This is a genomic window from Ruegeria sp. THAF57 (assembly GCF_903914075.1).
Lineage (GTDB): Bacteria > Pseudomonadota > Alphaproteobacteria > Rhodobacterales > Rhodobacteraceae > Ruegeria.
In genome coordinates this window covers 190,444-211,442 of record NZ_CAIWNQ010000007.1, presented here as the reverse complement: position 1 = coordinate 211,442, position 20,999 = coordinate 190,444, and the positions used below count along the sequence as shown (strand labels likewise).

General features: G+C 57.3%; 22 protein-coding genes. 11 read left to right on the top strand and 11 right to left on the bottom strand.

Annotated elements, in window-relative coordinates; genetic code table 11:
* Positions 1-188: 188 nt before the first annotated feature.
* Together RUESEDTHA_RS16675 and parC are read right to left on the bottom strand one after the other, a co-directional pair.
* Entirely contained in the window at positions 189-782 is a 594-nt protein-coding gene (locus RUESEDTHA_RS16675; RefSeq protein ID WP_180887828.1) for a hypothetical protein, read from the bottom strand.
* A 97-nt stretch (positions 783-879) separates the two neighbouring features.
* Complete coding sequence (gene parC, locus RUESEDTHA_RS16670; protein ID WP_180887827.1) at positions 880-3,228, bottom strand: DNA topoisomerase IV subunit A; 2,349 nt, start codon at positions 3,226-3,228, stop codon at positions 880-882.
* 200 nt (positions 3,229-3,428) lie between these two features.
* On the opposite strand from parC, the gene RUESEDTHA_RS16665 reads away from it, so the two are divergent.
* The 6 genes from RUESEDTHA_RS16665 to RUESEDTHA_RS16640 all read left to right on the top strand — a co-directional run bounded on the left by RUESEDTHA_RS16665 (position 3,429) and on the right by RUESEDTHA_RS16640 (position 7,725).
* Positions 3,429-4,040 carry an SH3 domain-containing protein gene (locus RUESEDTHA_RS16665; RefSeq protein WP_255431789.1) on the top strand — a complete coding sequence of 204 codons (612 nt, stop codon included), beginning with the start codon at positions 3,429-3,431 and terminating at the stop codon, positions 4,038-4,040.
* 69 nt (positions 4,041-4,109) lie between these two features.
* Positions 4,110-4,937: an SDR family NAD(P)-dependent oxidoreductase gene (locus tag RUESEDTHA_RS16660; protein ID WP_180887826.1), complete on the top strand. Its 828-nt coding sequence runs from the start codon at positions 4,110-4,112 to the stop codon at positions 4,935-4,937.
* Between the two features lie 80 nt (positions 4,938-5,017).
* The gene (locus RUESEDTHA_RS16655) at positions 5,018-5,221 is read left to right on the top strand and encodes a twin transmembrane helix small protein (protein ID WP_180887825.1); all 204 of its coding nucleotides are present in this window, start codon (positions 5,018-5,020) and stop codon (positions 5,219-5,221) included.
* Positions 5,222-5,794, top strand: a complete 573-nt coding sequence (locus RUESEDTHA_RS16650) for a cob(I)yrinic acid a,c-diamide adenosyltransferase (RefSeq protein ID WP_171125226.1) — start codon at positions 5,222-5,224, stop codon at positions 5,792-5,794.
* A gap of 243 nt (positions 5,795-6,037) precedes the next feature.
* A complete protein-coding gene (locus RUESEDTHA_RS16645; protein ID WP_180887824.1) occupies positions 6,038-6,796 on the top strand; it encodes an electron transfer flavoprotein subunit beta/FixA family protein in 759 nt (252 codons plus the stop codon).
* Complete coding sequence (locus tag RUESEDTHA_RS16640) at positions 6,796-7,725, top strand: electron transfer flavoprotein subunit alpha/FixB family protein (protein WP_180887823.1); 930 nt, start codon at positions 6,796-6,798, stop codon at positions 7,723-7,725. The genes RUESEDTHA_RS16645 and RUESEDTHA_RS16640 overlap by 1 nt, the downstream gene beginning before the upstream one ends.
* 48 nt (positions 7,726-7,773) lie before the next feature.
* On the opposite strand, the gene RUESEDTHA_RS16635 is transcribed toward RUESEDTHA_RS16640, so the two are convergent.
* Complete coding sequence (locus RUESEDTHA_RS16635) at positions 7,774-8,595, bottom strand: DUF6473 family protein (protein ID WP_219635876.1); 822 nt, start codon at positions 8,593-8,595, stop codon at positions 7,774-7,776.
* 162 nt (positions 8,596-8,757) lie between these two features.
* On the opposite strand from RUESEDTHA_RS16635, the gene RUESEDTHA_RS16630 reads away from it, so the two are divergent.
* Complete coding sequence (locus tag RUESEDTHA_RS16630; protein ID WP_180887822.1) at positions 8,758-9,633, top strand: 3-hydroxybutyryl-CoA dehydrogenase; 876 nt, start codon at positions 8,758-8,760, stop codon at positions 9,631-9,633.
* Between the two features lie 74 nt (positions 9,634-9,707).
* On the opposite strand, the gene RUESEDTHA_RS16625 is transcribed toward RUESEDTHA_RS16630, so the two are convergent.
* From RUESEDTHA_RS16625 to RUESEDTHA_RS16595, 7 genes are all read right to left on the bottom strand, one after another.
* On the bottom strand, positions 9,708-10,607 hold the full coding sequence (locus RUESEDTHA_RS16625; protein ID WP_171125232.1) for a lysophospholipid acyltransferase family protein: 900 nt from the start codon (positions 10,605-10,607) through the stop codon (positions 9,708-9,710).
* A 39-nt stretch (positions 10,608-10,646) separates the two neighbouring features.
* Positions 10,647-10,916, bottom strand: a complete 270-nt coding sequence (locus RUESEDTHA_RS16620; RefSeq protein WP_170428736.1) for an HPr family phosphocarrier protein — start codon at positions 10,914-10,916, stop codon at positions 10,647-10,649.
* A gap of 2 nt (positions 10,917-10,918) precedes the next feature.
* Positions 10,919-11,326: a PTS sugar transporter subunit IIA gene (locus RUESEDTHA_RS16615; protein WP_171125234.1), complete on the bottom strand. Its 408-nt coding sequence runs from the start codon at positions 11,324-11,326 to the stop codon at positions 10,919-10,921.
* On the bottom strand, positions 11,323-12,204 hold the full coding sequence (rapZ, locus tag RUESEDTHA_RS16610; protein WP_180887821.1) for an RNase adapter RapZ: 882 nt from the start codon (positions 12,202-12,204) through the stop codon (positions 11,323-11,325). The genes RUESEDTHA_RS16615 and rapZ overlap by 4 nt, the downstream gene beginning before the upstream one ends.
* Positions 12,201-12,584: an HPr kinase/phosphorylase gene (locus RUESEDTHA_RS16605; RefSeq protein ID WP_370456806.1), complete on the bottom strand. Its 384-nt coding sequence runs from the start codon at positions 12,582-12,584 to the stop codon at positions 12,201-12,203. The genes rapZ and RUESEDTHA_RS16605 overlap by 4 nt, the downstream gene beginning before the upstream one ends.
* 89 nt (positions 12,585-12,673) lie before the next feature.
* Complete coding sequence (locus RUESEDTHA_RS16600) at positions 12,674-14,392, bottom strand: sensor histidine kinase (protein WP_180887819.1); 1,719 nt, start codon at positions 14,390-14,392, stop codon at positions 12,674-12,676.
* A 33-nt stretch (positions 14,393-14,425) separates the two neighbouring features.
* Entirely contained in the window at positions 14,426-15,130 is a 705-nt protein-coding gene (locus RUESEDTHA_RS16595) for a response regulator transcription factor (RefSeq protein ID WP_180887818.1), read from the bottom strand.
* Between the two features lie 345 nt (positions 15,131-15,475).
* On the opposite strand from RUESEDTHA_RS16595, the gene RUESEDTHA_RS16590 reads away from it, so the two are divergent.
* From RUESEDTHA_RS16590 to RUESEDTHA_RS16580, 3 genes are all read left to right on the top strand, one after another.
* Entirely contained in the window at positions 15,476-17,074 is a 1,599-nt protein-coding gene (locus RUESEDTHA_RS16590; protein ID WP_180887817.1) for a phosphoenolpyruvate carboxykinase, read from the top strand.
* Positions 17,075-17,430: 356 nt separating this feature from the next.
* A complete protein-coding gene (locus RUESEDTHA_RS16585) occupies positions 17,431-17,721 on the top strand; it encodes a hypothetical protein (RefSeq protein WP_171125248.1) in 291 nt (96 codons plus the stop codon).
* A gap of 33 nt (positions 17,722-17,754) precedes the next feature.
* Complete coding sequence (locus tag RUESEDTHA_RS16580; protein ID WP_255431788.1) at positions 17,755-18,297, top strand: hypothetical protein; 543 nt, start codon at positions 17,755-17,757, stop codon at positions 18,295-18,297.
* Here the strand turns inward: RUESEDTHA_RS16580 and RUESEDTHA_RS16575 are convergent.
* Positions 18,294-19,058, bottom strand: coding sequence for a sulfite exporter TauE/SafE family protein (locus tag RUESEDTHA_RS16575; RefSeq protein WP_180887816.1), 765 nt, complete (start codon positions 19,056-19,058; stop codon positions 18,294-18,296). The two genes, RUESEDTHA_RS16580 and RUESEDTHA_RS16575, sit on opposite strands and share 4 nt — an antisense overlap.
* Before the next feature lie 144 nt (positions 19,059-19,202).
* Between RUESEDTHA_RS16575 and RUESEDTHA_RS16570 the strand changes: the two genes are divergently transcribed.
* Complete coding sequence (locus RUESEDTHA_RS16570) at positions 19,203-20,894, top strand: acyl-CoA dehydrogenase family protein (RefSeq protein WP_180887815.1); 1,692 nt, start codon at positions 19,203-19,205, stop codon at positions 20,892-20,894.
* The last annotated feature ends 105 nt before the right edge of the window (positions 20,895-20,999 follow it).

The window sequence follows — 20,999 nt, the reverse complement described above, 5'->3', positions numbered from 1 at the left end:
TTTACCATGGTCAACGTGGCCAATCGTGCCGATGTTGACGTGCGGTTTTGTACGCTCAAACTTTTCCTTTGCCATTCCTCAGGCGCCCTTTTGCGATTTGGGGGACCCTTGGTCCCGTGGTTACATCTGCGCGCGCGAGATATTTGGTTCGCAGGGGAAAATCAAGCACATCCTGCGTTAAAACCCGTTCATGATGCCGGATTTTGCGTGAGCTCGCCGGATTCGAGAGGTTGTATCAGGTCAGGGCGGCGTTGGAACCAGCCATTCTCTTCATGTTCTTCGGCCAACCACTCTTCGACTCGGTCCGCAACCTTCAGGGCCAGACCGCTCATTTGTTCTTCTCTGGTGCGGGTATTTCCCGACCCGGTCAGGGCACTTTCACCGGTCGTATCTTCCAGAACCTGAAACTGTTTTCCCTTGGCCAGGAATTCCTTGTTCTTCACGTCGTAGACGTTGACCAAAACAATCGCCGTGCTTTTGGGGTTGTAGATGACCGGAATACCCGGCGGGGCCAGCATGTATCCTTCGAGACTGATGCCGATGTCGTATTCCTGCGCGCCCTCATACCGGCCTAGGCGGACATCCACGGCGTTCTGAATCGCTGCTGTCCACTCATCCGGCGTGGCATCGCGGGAAACGGGACCCTGCACAGCCTTTTCGGCAAAGGCATAGTTCACGCGCAGCTTGAACTCCCCCAACGACTCGGGCTCTTCGTATAGCTGCGTTTGCGCGCATGCGCCAAGCAGGGTCAATCCGGTTATCAAGGTTAGAATGCGTAACATGATCTCGTCTCGATAGGCCTGTTTTTCTTTGACTTAGCGCACCAACCGGGCTTGTGCCAAGCTGCATCGACGGAATTTGACTGTCGCGGCGGCGCGATCACGAGAATTTATAGTCCCTCGGGAAGCCATATGGCGGCTTTTTCCCAACGCTGGCGCGTTTCGCAAGCCACTGGGACATATCGGCCTCATGCCGGGTTTTATCCCCTCCCATGGACCATTTGAGCCCCTCTGCCCAGTCAAAGGTCGTGAGGTCCGACAGCCCTCCATCCAGCTCAAGTGTTCCCTGCCGTCCGCGCGCCATATTGTACTTTTGCAAACGAACACCTTTGCCACGCCCCATTTCGGGAAGCTCTTCGACGGGAAACACAAGGAACTTACCGTTCTGGGATACCACGGCCACATGGTCGCCTTCGACCGGCTTACAGATCATAGCGGTTTCGTCTCCCTTGACGTTCAGCACCTGTTTGCCGTTGCGGGTCTGGGCCAGAACGTCATCCTCTGGCACCATGAAACCGTTGCCAGCATCCGAGGCCACCAGCAGTTTGCGCCCCGGCTTATGGATCATGATGTCGATAATCTGCGCCTCGTTCGGCAGATCCACCATCAGGCGCAGCGGCTCGCCCATACCCCGCCCGCCGGGCAGGTTGGCCGCACTGACCGTGTAGAACCGTCCGTTCGACGCAAACACCAGCAGACGGTCGGTGGTTTCCGCATGGAAGATAAAGCGCGGACCGTCGCCATCCTTGAACTTGAGCTCACGCTTCAGGTCAATGTGACCCGTCATGGCGCGAATCCACCCCATCTGAGAGCACACGACCGTGATCGGTTCCTTGTCGATCATCGCCTCAAGTGGCACTTCTTCGACGTTCCCGGCTTCGGCAAACTGGGTGCGGCGCGCACCACCTTCGTAGTCTTTGCCGAAGGTCTTCTTGGTCTCTTTCAACTGCTCGGCGATCTTGGCCCATTGCAGGGCGGGATCGGCCAGCAGGTCTTCGAGGTTGGCGCGTTCCAGCATCAGTTCATCGCGTTCACGCACCAGTTCCATCTCTTCCAGACGGCGCAGACTGCGCAGGCGCATGTTGAGGATCGCGTCAACCTGAACCTCGGACAACTCGCCCTCGCCCGGTTTGGGCGAGACATAATCGGACTCATCAGTTGCCCGGACATGGTCGATGCCCCAATCCTCGCGCATCAGCGCGGCTTTGGGGTCGTCGTCGTAGCGGATGATGTCAATCACACGATCAAGGTTCAGGAAGGCAACGATAAAGCCCTCCAACACTTCCAACCGGTGGTCGATCTTGGCCATACGGTGACGTGAACGACGCAGCAGGACCTCTTGCCGGTGATCGAGGAAGGCGCGCAGCACTTCCTTCATCGAGCAGACCTTGGGCGTCACGCCGTCGATCAACACGTTCATGTTAAGGCTAAACCGCACCTCAAGGTCCGAATTGCGATAAAGCATTCCCATCAACACCTCGGGGTCCACGTTCTTGGAACGCGGCTCAAGGATCAGGCGGATGTCATCGGCAGATTCGTCGCGTACATCGGCGAGGATCGGGATTTTCTTGGTCTGGATCAGTTCGGCGATCTTTTCGATCAGCTTGGATTTCTGAACCTGATAGGGAATCTCGGTGACAATGATCTGCCACTGACCACGGCCCAGATCTTCAACCTCGAACTTACAGCGCAGGCGGAACGACCCGCGTCCGGTGCGATAGGCTTGCGCAATGTTCTCGGGCGGCTCGACGATCACGCCACCTGTCGGGAAATCCGGACCGGGCACGTAGTTCAACAATGTGTCGTCGCGCGCATCCGGCGTTTTGATCAGATGCAGGCAGGCATCACAGAGTTCCGAGATGTTATGCGGCGGGATATTCGTCGCCATGCCGACCGCGATACCGCTGGCCCCGTTGGCCAGCAGGTTCGGGAATTGTGCCGGCAACACGACAGGTTCAGTCAGCGTACCGTCATAGTTGTCGCGGAAATCGACAGCGTCTTCGTTCAGCCCCTCAAGCAGCGCCTCGGCCACGATGGTCATCCGCGCCTCGGTGTACCGCGAGGCGGCCGGGTTATCGCCGTCGATATTGCCGAAATTCCCCTGCCCGTCGACCAGCGGATAGCGGACGTTAAAGTCCTGCGCCAAGCGCGCCATCGCGTCGTAAATCGCGGCGTCACCATGCGGGTGATAGTTGCCCATCACGTCGCCGGAAATCTTGGCCGACTTACGGAATCCCCCCGTCGCGCTGAGTCGCAGCTCACGCATGGCATAAAGGATTCGCCGGTGAACCGGCTTCAGACCATCGCGCGCATCCGGTAAGGCCCGGTGCATGATGGTCGACAAAGCATAGGTCAGATAGCGTTCGCCAATCGCGCGGCGCAGCGGTTCAGCCACCTCGCCCCCGCCATCGGGGGCCTCCATGTTGGGGTCGTCGATCGTGTCGTTCATATATGATGTGATACGACGCAAGCGCGCCGCGGTAAAGCAACCAGCGCGCATTTTGCTGGGGACAAGTGGCGCTTTTTGCAACAGGGGGAGGCAAGCTTAGGATTTCCCCCAATCTTTCGACTCCGATCGTGAATTATGGTAGGCTCTCTTCAATTGAACTGCTGCCTTTTTTACCTTTTTCGATTACCGGGGGATGCGCCATGTCGCGCCTTGTTGTTGTTACTTTTGCCGCGCTCGGATGGTGTTTTTACGTCATGAGCGGCGGCCCTGATTTTGAGCCGCGCGGACTGCGCACCGCCCAACCCGAGCGCGTGGCCGTTGCGCCCGAACCTGTGCCATTGCAACACACCCGCGCCGAGCAATTGGTGACCAATGTCGCCCTGCGCACGCCAACCGTGCGGGTGAAACCGATCTTGGCCAAAGAAGAGATCGTGGAAATCCTGCCGGAACCCTCCAGCCTCGAGACATTCTCGGGCCTGTCGGCTTTTGCCGATCAAAGTGCCAACATCACCTTGGCGTCCCTCGAAGACGGCATAACCGGGTTGCGCCAGATCGCTGAAACCCAGCCCGAAGAGGTTGTGGAACCATCAGCTTACGAAGAGCCACAAAAGGACATCCGCGAGATCTCGGGAACGCGGGTGAATATGCGCGACGGTCCGGGGACGATCTATCCTGTCATCGGCAAAGCATCCATCGGCCAAAAGGTTGAAGTCCTCAGTGATTCAGGCACCGGCTGGCTAAGGTTGCGCGTGTTGCCCGAGCAACAGGTCGGATGGATTTCCGCATCTCTGGTCAGAAAAACCGCAGATTGACGCGGCGCTGACATTGTCCTGCCCCCTGCCCCGCCATAGCTTTGGTGCAAGGCAAGAGGCAGGAAGACCATGCAGAAGACAATTCTTATCACCGGCTGCTCTTCGGGGATTGGGCTGGACGCGGCGCATGGAATGCGGGCACGCGGCTGGCGCGTATTTGCCTCGTGTCGGCAGCAACGTGACTGCGATCGCCTGAGAGCGCAGGGTTTTGAAAGCCCCCGGATCGACTATACCGACAGTGACAGCATCACGTCCGGCCTGCAGGATGTTTTGGATAAGACAGGCGGCACGCTCGATGCATTGTTCAACAATGGTGCGCATGGTCTTCCCGGTGCGGTGGAAGACCTGCCAACAGATGGCCTGCGCGCGATCTTCGAGGCAAATTTCTTTGGCTGGCACGACCTCACGCGGCAGGTCATCCCCGTCATGCGCGCGCAGGGGCACGGGCGAATCGTTCAAAATTCGTCTGTTCTCGGTCTGGTCGCCTATCCTTGGCGGGGCGCTTACGTGGCAACCAAATATGCGGTTGAAGGATTGACCGATACATTGCGGTTGGAGCTGGCCGACACAGACATAAAGGTCATCCTGATCGAACCCGGCCCCATCACCTCCAAAATCCGCGAAAACTCGATCCCGGTTTTCGAGCGTTTCATCAATTGGCAAGACTCGGCCCTACGCGACCGATACGAAGCCTCGTTGTTGAAAAGACTGTACGAATCCTCAGGGCCCGATCGGTTCGAACTGCCGGCATCGGCGGTGACCGACAAGCTGGCACATGCGGTGGAATCCAAACGCCCGCGCGCCCGCTACTATGTCACCATGCCGACTTATATCGCCGGGTGGCTGCGGCGGATCCTGCCCACGCGCACAATTGATCGCATCCTGTCGGACGTCTGAGGCGAAATTACCCGTTCGCTTTTTGAACGTCTGAGGCTAGATGATAGCCCATCGAAACAAGTAACGCGGACGGTGTACTCATGGACCTTTTGATGGTCGTTCTATTGTTGGCCATGGCTGCTGTTGTTGTGGTGCTGGCGATCGGCATCTCGAATTTCGGCAAAAGCGGCAAGGCAGCCGCGATGAAAAGCAACAAAATGATGCGACTTCGCATCCTGTTTCAATTCATTGCCGTGGTTTTGATCGTGCTCTACGTCTGGCTCCGTGGGCAGGGGGTTCAATAGATGGTCGTTCTCAACAAAATCTACACGCGCACCGGCGATGACGGGAAAACCGCGTTGGGTAATGGCGAACGCGTCGCAAAGTATTCGGGCCGCGTGGCAGCCTATGGCACCGTGGATGAGCTGAATTCCTTTGTCGGCGTCGCCCGTACCGAGGCCGAGGGCGAAGTCGAAGCTGCGCTGTCGCGAATCCAGAACGACCTGTTCGATCTGGGGGCTGATTTCTGCCGCCCCGACATGGAAAAAGACGCCGAGGCGGATTATCCCCCCCTGCGAATCGTACCCGCACAGATTGACCGCCTCGAGGCTGAAATTGACGTGATGAACGAAACACTTGAGCCGCTGCGCAGTTTCATCCTGCCGGGTGGCTCACGCCTGGCGGCTCATCTGCATGTCTGTCGTACCGTCTCCCGCAGGGCTGAACGACTGGCGGTTGAGCTGACGAATATGGAACCCGTCAACGAGGTCGCGGTGAAATACCTCAACCGCCTAAGCGACTGGTTCTTCGTTGCTGCCCGCTGCGCCAATGAAAACGGCACGCGGGACGTGTTGTGGGTTCCGGGCGCGAACCGCTGAATGCGGCACAGCGTCTTGGTGGCAATGGCCGGGCCAAAAAAGAGAGCCCAGCCACTGAACCCCTTAATGACTCAGCAATAATATTGCGCGCCGTAGCGTCAAAAAATACGAAACGCGACGTCCCAAGACCATGACGTGACGATTTTGCTCTGTTGCCATTCGAATTGAAACGCTATTCAGACCCCCGAGAGCATTGGTGGAGTCGCTTCGCGGCTTACCGGATTTGTAAGGAGAAAGCGCAAAATGAAGGTACTCGTGCCTGTCAAACGCGTGATTGACTATAATGTGAAGGTCCGCGTGAAAGCGGACGGTAGCGGTGTCGATCTCGCCAATGTCAAAATGTCGATGAACCCGTTCGACGAGATTGCCGTGGAAGAGGCGATCCGCCTGAAAGAAGCGGGCAAGGCCGACGAAGTTGTTGCCGTTTCGATCGGCGTCAAGCAGGCGCAGGAAACGCTGCGCACCGCTCTGGCCATGGGCGCTGACCGCGCCATTCTGGTTGTTGCAGCCGATGACGTGCATCAGGACATCGAGCCGCTGGCCGTTGCAAAAATCCTGGCCAAAGTGGTCGAGGAAGAGCAGCCGGGCCTCGTTCTGGCGGGCAAACAGTCGATCGACAACGACATGAACGCCACCGGTCAGATGCTGTCGGCTCTGCTGGGTTGGAGCCAAGGCACCTTTGCGTCCGAAGTCGACATTGAAGGCGACAGCGCCAAGATCACCCGTGAGGTTGACGGCGGCCTGCAGACCATCAGCGTCAAGATGCCGACCATCGTAACCGTTGACCTGCGCCTGAACGAGCCGCGCTATGCGTCGCTGCCCAACATCATGAAGGCGAAGAAAAAGCCGCTGGACGAGAAAACTGCCGCCGATTACGGCGTCGACGTCTCGCCCCGTCTGGAAATCGTCAAAACCGAAGAGCCGCCGGCGCGTGCCGCTGGTATCGTCGTAGGCTCGGTTGACGAGCTGGTTGCGAAACTCAAAGAAGCGGGGGCTGTGTAATGGCTGTTCTTCTTCTCGCCGAAGTTAACAATGGTGAACTGGCGCTGGACGCTACCGCCAAAGCCGTCAACGCCGCAAAGGCTCTGGGTGACGTGACCGTTCTGGCCGCAGGCGGCTCTGCCGCTGCTGCTGGTGAGGCCGCTGCGAAGATCGACGGTGTTTCCAAGGTTCTGGTCGCTGAAGACGAGTCGCTGGGCCACCGCCTGGCGGAATCGACCGCAGCACTGATCGTGGGTCTGGCCGACGGGTATGAGCACATCGTTGCCCCTGCCACCACCGACGCCAAGAACGTGATGCCGCGCGTTGCTGCGCTGCTGGATGTGATGGTGATATCCGATGCGTCTGGCGTGGTTGACGGCGCGACCTTCGAGCGTCCGATCTATGCGGGCAACGCGATCCAGACCGTCAAGTCGAACGACGCCAAGAAAGTCGTCACCTTCCGCACCGCGTCCTTTGATGCGGCAGGCGAAGGCGGTTCGGCTGCAGTTGAGACCATCTCGGTCGGTGCTGACGCTGGTCTGTCCTCCTGGGTTGAAGACAAGGTTGCCGAGAGCGACCGTCCCGAGCTGACCTCGGCTGGCGTTGTTGTCTCTGGCGGCCGTGGTGTCGGCTCGGAAGAGGACTTCAAACTGATCGAAACCCTGGCCGACAAGCTGGGCGCCGCTGTTGGCGCGTCGCGTGCGGCGGTCGACTCGGGCTATGCGCCGAACGACTGGCAGGTGGGTCAGACCGGTAAGGTTGTTGCACCGGACCTGTATGTTGCTGTCGGCATCTCGGGCGCGATTCAGCACCTGGCGGGCATGAAAGACTCCAAGGTCATCGTTGCGATCAACAAGGACGAAGAAGCGCCGATCTTCCAGGTTGCTGACTTTGGTCTGGTTGCCGACCTGTTCCAGGCGGTACCGGAACTGACTGAGAAACTGGGCTAAACCCACGCTTCGCTTTAAACAGAAGGCCCGCCAAACGGCGGGCCTTTTTCATTGTAAGTCCCGAATACGGCGCGAAAGGGCCTCGGCAATTTTCCTGTGTGCAGCGGGGCCGATCATGTGCTCGGCCATCGGCTGCTGCAATGTTCCAAACAACATGTCTTCCAAATCCTCGGACTGGCCAGAAACGTTAACGGACAGGTCTACAACATCAATGCAATAGGGACGGACAGCCTCTAGCATTTCTGCTGAAACAGGGACTTGGGCTTCTGTACCAAATTCACAGTCGTCGGACTGCCGCCGGACATCCAGATTCAAGAGGATCACAGGTGCCTTCAGAGAGTTCAACAGATCGCACAGCAACCTGACCCAATTCTTACGCAGGTCTTCGGCAACCGCCTCAAACCGCGCGTCCTGATATCCCTTCAACAGAGACACAAGGTGATGCACGAAATGCACGTCCGTGAAGTCGATCTCGGGGTAAAGCGAACACAAATCATCGGTAGGTGCAAGGAACCGGTCATTTCGCCGGGGATGCACCCTATAAAAACGATTTGATTGCCCCAGGATATCTGGGACCTGCAGGACACACATCTCTGCGCCACTTAGCAAAGATCGCAGGCCAGTATCCCGCAACAGCGCGTCCACCCCACAGAAAAGACTGCCCAAGTTCAGGCACCTGCGGTCCAGTTTGCCCTCGAGAATCGAGGGAAAAGGGCGTTCAACAAAGCGCCCAAAGGTTTCGGTTCCGCCGACACATGCCATGTAAGGCGTATCCAAAGATCGCTGCGGCCCACGAAACCATAACCGCGATCCATCATATTGGCACACGGCATCCTCGGGTCCCCCCGAGCCTGTTTGATGATAGCTCATACCACTCACCCATTTTTCACCCGGGTGCCATCATGCAGCCGCAAATCTTGAGAATTACCTAATGTGCGCATTTGAAGCAAAATCCAGATGCTTGATCCTCTTGCCGCCTGCCCCAAACTGCCGATACTGTCGCCATAACCCGTGGCACAAAGGCACCTGAATATGGATGTAAAATCGGTCGGAGTGATTGGCGCAGGTCAGATGGGGAACGGCATTGCCCATGTTCTTGCCCTGGCCGATTACGACGTTTTGCTGACTGACGTCAGCGAGGACGCACTTAACAGCGCGATAACAACGATCGAAGGGAATATGTCGCGACAAGCATCGCGTGGAAAAATCTCGGACGACGCAATGCAGGCCGCGCTGAAGCGCATCAAGACCACGCTTGAATTGCCCGAGCTGGGCCAGACCGACCTTGTGATCGAGGCAGCCACAGAGCGCGAGGCGATCAAACAGGCGATCTTCGAAGATCTTCAGCCGCATTTGCAGCCACATACGATCCTGACATCAAACACGTCGTCGATTTCCATTACGCGGCTCGCAAGTCGAACAGACCGGCCCGAGCGCTTTATGGGGTTCCACTTCATGAACCCGGTTCCCGTCATGCAATTGGTCGAGTTGATTCGCGGCATTGCCACCGACGAAGAGACATTCAGCGCCTGCAAAACCGTCGTGGACCGGCTTGGCAAAACTGCAGCCAGCGCCGAGGACTTCCCGGCCTTTATCGTGAACCGAATTCTGATGCCGATGATAAACGAAGCTGTTTATACCCTGTATGAGGGCGTCGGGAATGTTCAATCCATCGACCAGTCAATGAAACTGGGCGCAAACCATCCGATGGGTCCGCTTGAGCTGGCGGATTTCATCGGTTTGGACACGTGTTTGGCGATCATGAATGTTCTGCATGACGGATTGGCCGACACCAAATACCGCCCGTGCCCTTTGTTGACAAAATATGTCGAGGCAGGGTGGCTAGGGCGCAAGACACAGCGCGGTTTTTATGACTATCGAGGCGAAGTGCCTGTCCCGACCCGGTAAAGGGGGCCAGCCCCCTCGCCCGGATTTCATCCGGCCTCACCCCCGGGATATTTTTGGCCAGATGAAGAGACGGATCAGGGTTTAAGCGACTCACCAAGTCCCAATGTGTGCTTGCGCAGCCAAGCCATGAAGCCGCGTGGGTCGCGCTCGAGCAGTTGCATGTCTTCTTCTGAGATCGGATCACCTATTACCGGTGACTGCGGTTTGTTGCAGGAGCGAACGATCTCGTGCAGCAGCAGGCCTTGACGCAGAATCGCGGACATTTTGTTGGCGATCTGGTATGCCCGCGAGTTTCTGCCGGGAAAGAAGATAGGAACGACTTGCGCGCCCGATCGGCGAATCATCTTGGCCGTAAACACGTTCCACTCGCGCTCGATCGCGGGGCCGAACCAGTCATCAGACGACATCACCACACCAGACGGAAACAAGGCGACCACTCCGCCATTTTTCAGGTGCTCCATCGCCTTGCCGCGCATTTCAAGCATTTTGGCCTGTGCTTCCGGATCATGTGGAAAGGGGACAGGGATCATGAAAGACGTCGCGGCCTCGTCCAGACCAGTCAGAACAGAGCGCGTCAGGATACGATAATCACTGCGCACCTGCCCGATCAGTTCGGCCAGAATCATGCCGTCGACCATTCCGTGGGGGTGATTGGCAACCACGACCACCGGGCCGGTTTTCGGGATGCGGGCAATCTGTTCCTGAGGTGTAGTCAGGTTAATACCCATAACCTCAAGCGCGCCGCCCCAGAACCGTTGGCCGCGATAGTATTCGTTCTTCTTCTCGAATTTGTTGACCATACGCAAAATGGTCAGTTTGCCCGTACACCATTCGATGGCGCGGATAGCGGTTGAAGTCCAGGCATCGTCGAAAGAGTTTGCGTAGGTCAGGGTTCTACGATCGTAGATTTCGCCCTGGTCCTCGGTCCCATCCACAACCGGGCCTGTCTTGGTCTCGTGCGTCGTTTCCGCCAAATCCTGGTCTTCCCGTTCTTGATGTCGCAGCAGGCGCCGTCAGAACCCTTCCCCGAACTTGTCGTTCACCAAGGTTTCCAGCGCATCAGCCAACGCCTCAGCATCCGGTCCGGATGTCTCGACGTCAATAGTCGTTCCGCGCGATGCTGCCAACATCAAAAGACCCATTATGCTGTCACCTGAGGCGGAAAGCCCGTCTTTTGATACTTCGGCCTGGGCGTCGAAACCTTCGACCACCTCGACCAGCTTTGCCGAGGCACGGGCGTGCAAGCCCTTTTCATTGATTATTTTCAAGCTTCGGTTCGTCATTCTTAATCAATCCGGTCTTCGTCCAACGTCACATTTTGCGCATTGATATACTTGCGTCCAGCCTCCATCGCCTGCCGGACGGCATCGCCGATCGGCAAGTGGCGGGATTTGGCCAGTTTAATCAACATAGGCAGATTTGCACCGTAAAGGATACGCCGATCCTGCGGGGCGCAGGCGCGCAAGCTTAGGTTCGATGGGCTGCCACCAAACAGATCGGTTACGACAACAACACCGTCTCCCACATCTACACTGTCTGCGGCGACACAGATTTCGTTCTGCTTGGCGTCGCGATCATGATCCGCTTCGATCGAGATCGCGGCCAAGCCGGGCTGTTTTCCGACCACATGCTGCATTGCGGCCAGGTACTCCTGAGCCAACCCACCATGTGCAACAAGTACGATCCCGATCAATCCGACCTCACATTCAACGATCGACGTTCCATTTCGCGGTGCCTAATTGCCACTTGCTGCCCCTGCTCTGCAAGGGCCTTTGCGACCGCCTCGGCGGTAGCAACGGATCTATGTTGTCCTCCGGTGCACCCAAAGGCCACCGAAAGGTGCGCTTTGCCTTCGGCGCGATAGGCAGGCAACAGGAGTTCAAGCAAATCGACAACACGGTCAAAAAACGGTGCATAGTTCGCGTCAGACTGAACATAGCGCGCCACATCAGGGTTTCGACCATCTTCGGCACGAAGTTCCGGGCGCCAGTACGGATTGGCGAGAAACCGGCAGTCAAAAACCATATCCAATCCACGAGGCAAGCCGCGCTTATACGAAAAGGACTCGATAGATACCGCCAGATGGCGTCCACCTTGCGGCGCGAACCAGCGCTCGACCTCTTCGCGCAACTGGTGAACGTTCAGCGGGCTGGTGTCGATCAACGTGTCCGCAATTTCACGGATCGGGGCGAGTAGTTCTTTTTCCTGCCGAATGCCGGTTTCGGGGCTTGAATCTGACGCGACGGGGTGGCGGCGTCGGGTTTCGGAAAAGCGGCGCACCAAAACTTCGTCGTCGCAGTCGAGGTACAGGGTTGAAATGTCGACATGGTCCATGCGTTGAACTTTGGCGATCAGTTCAATGAACCCGATCGTCGAGAAATCGCGGTTCCGCACGTCTATTCCCAACGCCATAGGACGGTCGGTTGCGGGTCCTTCAAGCAGGCGCAGCAACAGCCCCATCGGAAGGTTGTCGATGGCCTCAAAGCCAAGGTCTTCGAGAACGCGGATCGCCGTTGATCTGCCAGCGCCCGAAGGTCCTGTCACCAGAACGATGCGCCGCTGAGTTGTCATGTGCTGGGCCATTCAGGGTCTACACGCCCCATCTTGAGTAATTGCATCAAAGCTGATGCCAAATTGGGGACACCCGCGCCGCGTAGCAAGGGAACAGTTTGCCTCAGGGCACGGATTTCCGTTACGTCTGGCAAGCGGGCTGTCTCTGTCTGGTCCAGATCAACAACATAGCTCAGATTTACTTGCCCGACCGATTGCGCACGCAACAAGCCGACGCCGCGCGCCTCAATCAGTCCTTGGATCTCTGGAGGAACATCGATCAGGACCTTTTCAGCTTCCATGCTTAAAACAACCCTGTCATCTGCAACCAACCCTGCCCCCAAAGCCATCATCTGCAGCGCAAGGGCCGATTTTCCTGCCCCAGCGGTACCAAGGATCAACAGACCCCGCCCGTCGAGGGCAACACATGTGGCATGTATAATGGCAGTGTTCTGATGCGCGACGTCTGCGAGGGCCCGACCGCTCATGACTACACGGGCAGACCCACGACAAAGCGCGCACCAAGTGGATCGGATGTAACGTCGGCCTCTGTCGGACGAATGTTTTCGGCCCAGATCACGCCGCCATGCGCCTCGACGATCTGTTTTGAGATCGCAAGCCCAAGGCCCGAGTTATTGCCAAAATGTTCCACCGGGCGCTGCGAATAAAAGCGTTTGAAAACCTTGGTCAGTGCCTGTTCCGGGATGCCCGGCCCTGTGTCTTCGACGACGATCAGAACGCGGTTTTCACGGCGACGCACCCAGACGCGAATGGCGTCACCGCTTTCGCAGAAGGAGATCGCATTTGTGATCAGGTTGACAAACACCTGGGCCAGGCGCGCCTCAAGCCCGTTTATTTCGATCGGCTGAGACGGCAGATCGGTGATGTAATCCACGCCTTTGCCCCGCGCCTCTTCCCCCAAGTACTGGCTGATATTGCCCAGCAGTTTCAGCAGATCGAAGAGTTGTTCTTCTTCTTTGACCAGTTCCGCATCCAGGCGTGACGCGTTCGAGATATCGCTGACCAGGCGGTCCAATCGACGGACGTCATGTTCGATCACGCTTAAAAGTTTTTCACGCTGATCTTCCCGCTTGACCATGCGAAGCGTGCCGACGGCGGATTGCAGGCTGGCCAAGGGGTTCTTGATTTCATGCGAAACATCGGCGGCGAACTGTTCGTTCGAATCGATCCGGTTGTATAGCGCGTTCACCATGCCCCGCAGCGCCCGGCTGAGGCGACCGATTTCATCGGGGCGTGCACTTAGGTCGGGAATGCGAATTCGTCCCGGGTTTACTCCCGCACCGCGGTCTTTGCCCGACTCGGCGGCGGCGGCCAAGTCTGCCAACGGGTTCGCAATTGTCGACGCCAGAACAAGGCTCAGGCCGATGGAAACCAAAAGCGCAACCACGAACATCTGCAAAATGCGCTCTTGCTCGCGCCGGGCCAAAGCGTCGATTTCACCGGCAGGTCCGGCCATCGCAACAGCACCGACGGGCGACCCCTCTAATGAAATGGGCGAAGCGGCAACGATAACCGTTTCGCCTGCTGCATCTTTTACGGCCTGCACCTGCATCTGCCCTTGCAGCGCGGTCGGGATCAGGGACTGCACGCGCTGTGCAAGCGTCGGTGCCTCATCCGGGTTGGCGTTGGTGAAAATCTTGGACAGGCCTTTCCAGACAGCGTTCAGCGCATCGCTGATCAGGGTGCTGCCGGTCTGAACTTCGGCTTCTGACCTTAGAAGATTGGGCATTGGGGCGCTTGTTGCACCGCCACGGGTCCAACCGATCAGAGTTCCCGCCGCATCGTACACAAAAACTTCGCCGCCTTCTGGAAGGCTCAACCCGGCAAGAGTGTCTTTAACATCAAGCTCGGCCGTGCTCAGCGAATGAGCGGCAGAACTCTGGCGCAATTGCGCTTCGAACACGTTGCTGACCAACTGGGCGTCGCCCATCAGATTGCTCGCGGTCTGCTTTACCTGTTCGTCCCGTGAGTCATCCAGATAGAGCAGCCCGGTGACCAAAATAACCAGAGCAATCAGGTTAAAGGTGATGATTTTTCGGGCCAGCGGCGACCCGCGCAGCGAAAACAGGTTTCGACTGCGGCGCGATGCCCCCAGTTCGGCCGAGTCAGGATCCTGGGGGATGACCCAGTCATCGCCCAGAACCACATCACCGTCCCGCAATTCGCTGGCTTGTTCCGTATCGCGCACGAGGCCCAACTACCCTTTGTTAAGCGGTCAATCTTATTCTTCGTTGTACCGGTAGCCTATCCCGTACAGAGTTTCGATGGCCGAAAACTCTGAATCAGCGGCGCGCATTTTCTTGCGCAGACGCTTGATGTGGCTGTCAATCGTACGGTCGTCTACATACACCTGATCGTCGTAAGCGACATCCATCAGTTGATCACGGCTTTTGACAAAACCGGGGCGTTGCGCAAGGGCTTGCAACAACAAGAATTCAGTCACCGTCAGGGATACGTCCGCACCTTTCCAACTGACCGCGTGACGCAGCGGGTCCATCCGCAGCTCACCCCGTTCCATGACCTTGGCATCGCCCGTGCTGGCCGTTGCAACATCACCCGAAGTCGCTTCCTGCCGCCGCAGCAGCGCGCGAATACGTTCGACCAACAGGCGCTGTGAGAAGGGTTTCTTGACGTAGTCGTCAGCCCCCATGCGCAAGCCGAGCACTTCGTCGATTTCGTCATCCTTCGAGGTCAGAAAGATCACCGGCATCTGGGTTTTCTGCCGCAGGCGCTGCAACAAATCCATGCCATCCATGCGCGGCATCTTGATATCCAGAACGGCCATATCCGGCAGTTTCTTGTTAAATGCGTCCAACGCAGCCTGTCCGTCGTTGTACGTTTCGACTTCAAAGCCTTCGGCCTCAAGAGTCATGGACACGGACGTCAGAATGTTTCTGTCGTCGTCCACCAGTGCAATCTTTGACATCGGGTTTGCCCCTATTCCTGCTCACTCATGCTTTATATCGTTATTAGTAAGGTATTTCTGGCGTTTTTAAGGCCGCGAATCAATCCGTATCTGCGAATCGTGCGTTTGTTGTCACACAGTTGCGGCAAAAAAGCCGTTAATGTTGCCGGAAAAGCGCCATGATTTCCGACAGGAAATTTGTGATGGCGCTAAACCTGACCTTGGTTGCGCTAACTGCGCCAAACCGTCCTGTTCATGCCCCAAATGACCGTGATAAGACGCGCCTGTCCGCCGGAACGATCCGGCAATTTGCCCCAAGAGCGCACCAGGCCCAAAGCCTTCGCGCCGCCACAGGAGAAGACACACATGACATCTGGACGGGTTAACCCGCAATTCCGCCTCGAAGATCAGGGCATCGAGGGTCTGGGCAATGTCTATTACAACTTCATGGAACCGGCGCTGATCGAAGAGGCACTGAAGCGCGGCGAAGGCACACTGGGCAATGGCGGTGCGTTTCTGGTCACGACCGGCAAGTTCACCGGCCGTTCGCCCAAGGACAAGCACGTCGTCAAAACCGACAGCGTCGCCGACACGATCTGGTGGGAAAACAACGCCGAGATGAGCCCCGAGGGCTTCGACGCGCTCTATGACGATATGCTGGCGCATATGAAGGGCCGCGACTATTTCGTGCAGGATCTCGTTGGCGGGGCGGACCCTGCCTATTCGATCAATGTGCGCATGGTCACCGAACTGGCCTGGCACAACCTGTTCATCCGTCACCTGCTGCGCCGCCCGGATCGCGAGGATCTGGACGAGTTCACAGCCGATTTCACCATCATCAACTGCCCCAGCTTCCTGGCCGACCCCAAGAAACACGGGTGCCGCAGCGAGACGGTGATCGCGCTGAACTTCGACCGCAAGATGATCCTGATCGGCGGCACCGAATACGCGGGCGAGAATAAGAAATCCGTGTTCACCCTGCTGAACTATATGTTGCCCGAAAAAGGCGTAATGCCGATGCACTGTTCGGCCAACCACGCCGTCGGCAACCCGGTCGACACCGCCGTATTCTTCGGCCTGTCGGGCACGGGCAAGACCACCCTGTCCGCCGACCCGTCGCGTACCCTGATCGGCGATGACGAACATGGCTGGTCCGATCGCGGCACCTTCAACTTCGAAGGCGGCTGCTATGCCAAGACGATCAGCCTGAACCCCGAGGCGGAACCGGAAATCTACGCGACCACCAGCAAGTTCGGTACCGTGATCGAGAACATGGTATTCGACCCCGAAACCAAGGAGCTGGACTTCGAGGATGACTCGCTGACCGCAAACATGCGCTGCGCCTATCCGTTGGAGTACATCTCGAACGCATCCAGCAGCGCATTGGGTGGCCATCCCAAGAACATCATCATGCTGACCTGTGATGCGTTTGGCGTGCTGCCCCCGATCGCGCGACTAACCCCAGCACAGGCGATGTATCACTTCCTGTCTGGCTTCACTTCCAAGGTTGCCGGAACAGAGCGCGGCATCACCGAGCCTCAGCCGACCTTCTCGACCTGTTTCGGCGCACCGTTCATGCCGCGCCGCCCGGAAGAGTACGGCAACTTGCTGCGGGACAAGATCGCCCAGCACGGCGCGACCTGCTGGCTGGTCAACACCGGCTGGACCGGCGGTGCCTATGGCGTTGGCAGCCGGATGCCCATCCGTGCCACCCGTGCCTTGCTAACCGCTGCTCTGGACGGGTCGCTGCGCGATGCCGAGTTCCGTAAGGACGCCAATTTCGGCTTTGATGTGCCGGTTTCCGTTCCCGGTGTGGCCGAGGTTCTGCTGGATCCGCGCCGCACTTGGGACGATCAGGTCGCCTTTGACAAACAGGCCGAGAAGCTGGTGCAAATGTTCGCCGAGAACTTTGAACAGTACTTACCGTTCATCGACGAGGACATAAAAGCCGTCGCAATCGGATAATCAGACAGGGGGCGATTTTCGCCCCCTTTTCTCTTTGCGCGACTCACTAAATCGTCATCTCTTCTGGGTTGAATAACGCCAATGGCGCATACAAATTCATTGCCCGGATTCACGGATTACGGTATCGCTAAGTGTCATTGTGACGAAAAAGCCCGGCGCCTTGGCACCGGGCGGAAAGTGAAAAAACCTAGCGGTCGCTCAAGCGTGCACTCACAACACGCGAACTGAGCAACCCAATCGAAAGTAAGTCTAGAAATTAGGGGATGAGTGTCAATACGAGACTTGCTGAATAATCGGCACGTTTCCACCCGCTGAAATTGGACGGCGGATGACACAGGCAAAGAACAGGTAAGATCATGACGGAAATCTCGAAACTGACCGAACTACGTAAGCTTATGCAAAGCATGGAGCGCACGCTGGGGCTTGAACAACTGTCTCCGGTGGAACGCGATATCTATTACGCTGCCGAAGAACTTTCGAAGGCCGATCAGGAAGTCCGCACGTTTGGTCTGATCGAACATACACTGGTTCAAAGTGTTTCACGCCCCACATTTTTCCGCGCGCTGAAGTCGCTTGTGCAGAAAGGCTATCTTTCGCAAAGCGGCAGCGCGAACCGGGGTCGGTATATCGTTCATGCACCCAGATGATGGCTTCTGCCTGCACGATGGTGGTTGATCGCCGTGCACAAATGGGCCTCTGACACTTTCTACGCTTCGCTGGCTTATGTTGTGGCATCCTTCCTCACGTTTGAGGTTCTGATGCCGCTGCAGAATGTTTTCTTTCCGGAATACCCAAGCCGCGCCAGCCTTTTGTTTCTGCCGCACGGTGTGCGCGTTCTGGCAGCGTGGCTACTTGGCTGGCGTTCGATCTACGCCTTACTTCCGGGCGTCTTTATTGTGTTCGCGTTTCTTGGTGGCTCTGACGTGTTTCTGCCCAGCCGCCTCATGGCGATCGCAATTGCCGTGACCACTGTTCCGGCAGTATTCTACCTTTTGAAATGGGTAGGCTGGGACCTGTTCCCGCGCACCGACCGCAAACCCTGCTGGTCCTGCATCATGGGGGTCGGCGTCATAACCTCATTCCTTGTCGCGGGGCTGACCAACCTGGTCTTCGGCAGCGCGCGCGTTGAATACGTCGCTTACCTTATCGGTGATATCTCGGGCCTGTTCTTCCTGATGCTCGGACTGTATTTCGCGTTCCGCTTTGCGGATAGCCGCACCTAACCCAGAATGCCGCGCCGCAGCAGGTTCAGTCCGGCAATCAGCAAGACCAGCAACGTAACCTTTCGGAACCGCGCCTGATCAATACGTGATTGTAACTGCAGCCCTACCCACATGCCGATCAGCGCAGGCAAAATCAAAACTGCCGAGAACGGAGCAGTCTGGGCATTGAAGATGCCCGAACCCAGATGCGCCACCAACAAAGCCACGGCACCCAGACTATAGATCACGCCTTGCACCCGCATCTGTACGGCCTTCGGCGTGTTCAGCGCAGTCAGGTAAAGAACGGTGGGCGGCCCCCAGACCCCTGACAACCCGCCGACAAACCCTGCGATTGATCCGATGCTGGCCTCGATCCGGGCCGAGGACTTTTCAAGCGTCAGCTTCAAGCCCAACATCTGAATCAAGGCGAAGAACGTCACCGGAATGCCGATAATCAACACAAACGTCTTTTCCGGGACAATACTGACCAGTTGCGCGCCCAAAAGCAGGAACACCAATCCGACACTTAGAAACACCCGAAACTGCCGGATGGCGTCAATGGCTGCGGGCACCCCTTCTCGAAACGCCTGAAAGCCATTCGTCACAATTGTCGGCAATATCAGACCGGCAATGGCAAGATCAGGCGACAGGATCATACTTAGCCCGGATACCAACACCATTGGCATCGCAAACCCGACCATACCTTTGATCCAACCGGCCAAGAAAGCGACGCCGAAGGCGAGCAGCAACTCTTGCGAAGTGAAAGCGGAAAACAACGTCATGGCACTGTGATAGCATCCCTGAAATTCTCTGCATTGCAAAAATGCTCAAGCAATTTTTGAACTTTTTCGCAGCGTAATTCGTATTTTTGTTGCGCTGCACGTGCAGCATGGTAAGACCATACGACCCAGAAAAGGACGTGATTCATGGCCCATGACGGACAGGATATGACCCAGATGACAACATCCGCGATATTGCCCGACCTTTTGACTTTGACCCGCGTGGCGGTGCCTGCTGTCGAGGCAGTATTCGAACGCGCGCGCGAGTCGATCCGGGCAATGGTAACCAAGGACGGTCGTGTATCTGGTGCGTTGATCGAAGCGAACCAAACCGCAGCACATGGGCTGGCATGGCTTGCGACGTACCAGCAATCCCTGCAACAAATGCAACGCTGGGCCGAGGCGTTGGACGCCGATGGCAAATTTGGCGAAATCGAACAATTGCTGCACCAGATCGCCTTTGGCGAATATCTGCATCAGGTCGCCGGCGGCATTCCGATGAACCAGGGTGAGGTCGTGCGCCTGCAGGATATGGGCCTTGGCTGGGACGCGCTGTCGGGCTTCCAAAGCTCCGAAGTGCAGACGCTGATGGCGCAGGCGAACTCTCAGGCCGCCCGCACACGTCTGGTGGCCCTGATGGAGGATCAGGCCGGTGCGACCATGTTTGGCGCTTCGGGTTTGGAAGAAGAACTGGAAATGATCCGCGACCAGTTCCGCCGTTACGCACAGGAAAAAGTCGAACCGAACGCGCACGACTGGCACCTCAAGGATGAACTGATCCCGATTGAGATCATTGAAGAACTGGCTGAGATGGGTGTCTTTGGCCTGACCATCCCCGAAGAATTCGGCGGATTTGGCCTGTCCAAAGCCTCGATGTGCGTTGTGTCCGAGGAACTGTCGCGCGGCTATATCGGCGTGGGCTCACTGGGCACTCGGTCAGAGATTGCCGCCGAGTTGATCATCGCCGGCGGCACAGACGAACAAAAGGCCCAATGGCTGCCCAAAATCGCCAGCGCCGAGATCCTGCCCACGGCTGTTTTCACCGAACCCAACACCGGGTCCGACCTTGGTAGCCTGCGCACGCGCGCGACCAAGACCGAGGATGGAAATTACGAAGTCACCGGAAACAAGACATGGATCACCCATGCCGCACGAACCCACGTGATGACCCTGCTGGCCCGCACCAACCCTGACACCACAGACCACCGTGGCTTGTCGATGTTCCTGGCCGAAAAAACGCCGGGCACAGATGAGAACCCCTTCCCCACCGAAGGCATGACCGGCGGTGAGATCGAGGTTCTGGGCTATCGCGGCATGAAAGAATACGAGCTGGGTTTTGACGGCTTCAAAGTCAAAGGTGAAAACCTGCTGGGCGGCGAAGAGGGCAAAGGCTTCAAACAACTGATGGAGACTTTCGAATCCGCCCGCATCCAAACCGCCGCACGGGCCATTGGCGTGGCGCAAAGCGCGCTGGATATTGCCATGCAATATGCGCAGGATCGCAAGCAATTCGGCAAATCGCTGGTTAATTTCCCGCGTGTCTCGGGCAAGCTGGCGATGATGGCTGTTGAAATCATGATCGCGCGTCAGTTGACCTATTTCAGCGCATGGGAAAAAGACCACGGTCAGCGCTGCGACCTTGAGGCTGGCATGGCCAAACTGTTGGGGGCTCGTGTTGCTTGGGCCGCCGCTGACAACGGGCTGCAAATTCATGGCGGCAACGGCTTTGCATTGGAATACAAGATCAGCCGCGTTCTGTGTGACGCACGCATTCTAAACATTTTTGAGGGGGCTGCCGAAATTCAGGCACAAGTGATCGCTCGGCGTCTGCTGGGCTAACCTGATTACGGCAACCCCGTTTCCCCAACTTGACCCGGCGTTCGCGCCGGGTCTTTTTTGTCAAAAGGGATAAACGGCCTTTGGTCAATCTTTCAGTTCGTTCTA

Excerpts from the sequence above, each read along its gene's own strand:
- rapZ (WP_180887821.1), bottom strand. The coding sequence starts at position 12,204 with ATGACAACTCAGCGGCGCATCGTTCTGGTGACAGGACCTTCGGGCGCT.
- RUESEDTHA_RS16575 (WP_180887816.1), bottom strand. The coding sequence starts at position 19,058 with ATGACGTTGTTTTCCGCTTTCACTTCGCAAGAGTTGCTGCTCGCCTTC.
- RUESEDTHA_RS16650 (WP_171125226.1), top strand. The coding sequence starts at position 5,222 with ATGGTCGTTCTCAACAAAATCTACACGCGCACCGGCGATGACGGGAAA.
- RUESEDTHA_RS16595 (WP_180887818.1), bottom strand. The coding sequence starts at position 15,130 with ATGTCAAAGATTGCACTGGTGGACGACGACAGAAACATTCTGACGTCC.
- RUESEDTHA_RS16590 (WP_180887817.1), top strand. The coding sequence starts at position 15,476 with ATGACATCTGGACGGGTTAACCCGCAATTCCGCCTCGAAGATCAGGGC.
- parC (WP_180887827.1), bottom strand. The coding sequence starts at position 3,228 with ATGAACGACACGATCGACGACCCCAACATGGAGGCCCCCGATGGCGGG.
- RUESEDTHA_RS16660 (WP_180887826.1), top strand. The coding sequence starts at position 4,110 with ATGCAGAAGACAATTCTTATCACCGGCTGCTCTTCGGGGATTGGGCTG.
- RUESEDTHA_RS16585 (WP_171125248.1), top strand. The coding sequence starts at position 17,431 with ATGACGGAAATCTCGAAACTGACCGAACTACGTAAGCTTATGCAAAGC.
- RUESEDTHA_RS16675 (WP_180887828.1), bottom strand. The coding sequence starts at position 782 with ATGTTACGCATTCTAACCTTGATAACCGGATTGACCCTGCTTGGCGCA.
- RUESEDTHA_RS16665 (WP_255431789.1), top strand. The coding sequence starts at position 3,429 with ATGTCGCGCCTTGTTGTTGTTACTTTTGCCGCGCTCGGATGGTGTTTT.
- RUESEDTHA_RS16635 (WP_219635876.1), bottom strand. The coding sequence starts at position 8,595 with ATGAGCTATCATCAAACAGGCTCGGGGGGACCCGAGGATGCCGTGTGC.
- RUESEDTHA_RS16640 (WP_180887823.1), top strand. The coding sequence starts at position 6,796 with ATGGCTGTTCTTCTTCTCGCCGAAGTTAACAATGGTGAACTGGCGCTG.
- RUESEDTHA_RS16630 (WP_180887822.1), top strand. The coding sequence starts at position 8,758 with ATGGATGTAAAATCGGTCGGAGTGATTGGCGCAGGTCAGATGGGGAAC.
- RUESEDTHA_RS16655 (WP_180887825.1), top strand. The coding sequence starts at position 5,018 with ATGGACCTTTTGATGGTCGTTCTATTGTTGGCCATGGCTGCTGTTGTT.
- RUESEDTHA_RS16645 (WP_180887824.1), top strand. The coding sequence starts at position 6,038 with ATGAAGGTACTCGTGCCTGTCAAACGCGTGATTGACTATAATGTGAAG.
- RUESEDTHA_RS16570 (WP_180887815.1), top strand. The coding sequence starts at position 19,203 with ATGGCCCATGACGGACAGGATATGACCCAGATGACAACATCCGCGATA.
- RUESEDTHA_RS16620 (WP_170428736.1), bottom strand. The coding sequence starts at position 10,916 with ATGACGAACCGAAGCTTGAAAATAATCAATGAAAAGGGCTTGCACGCC.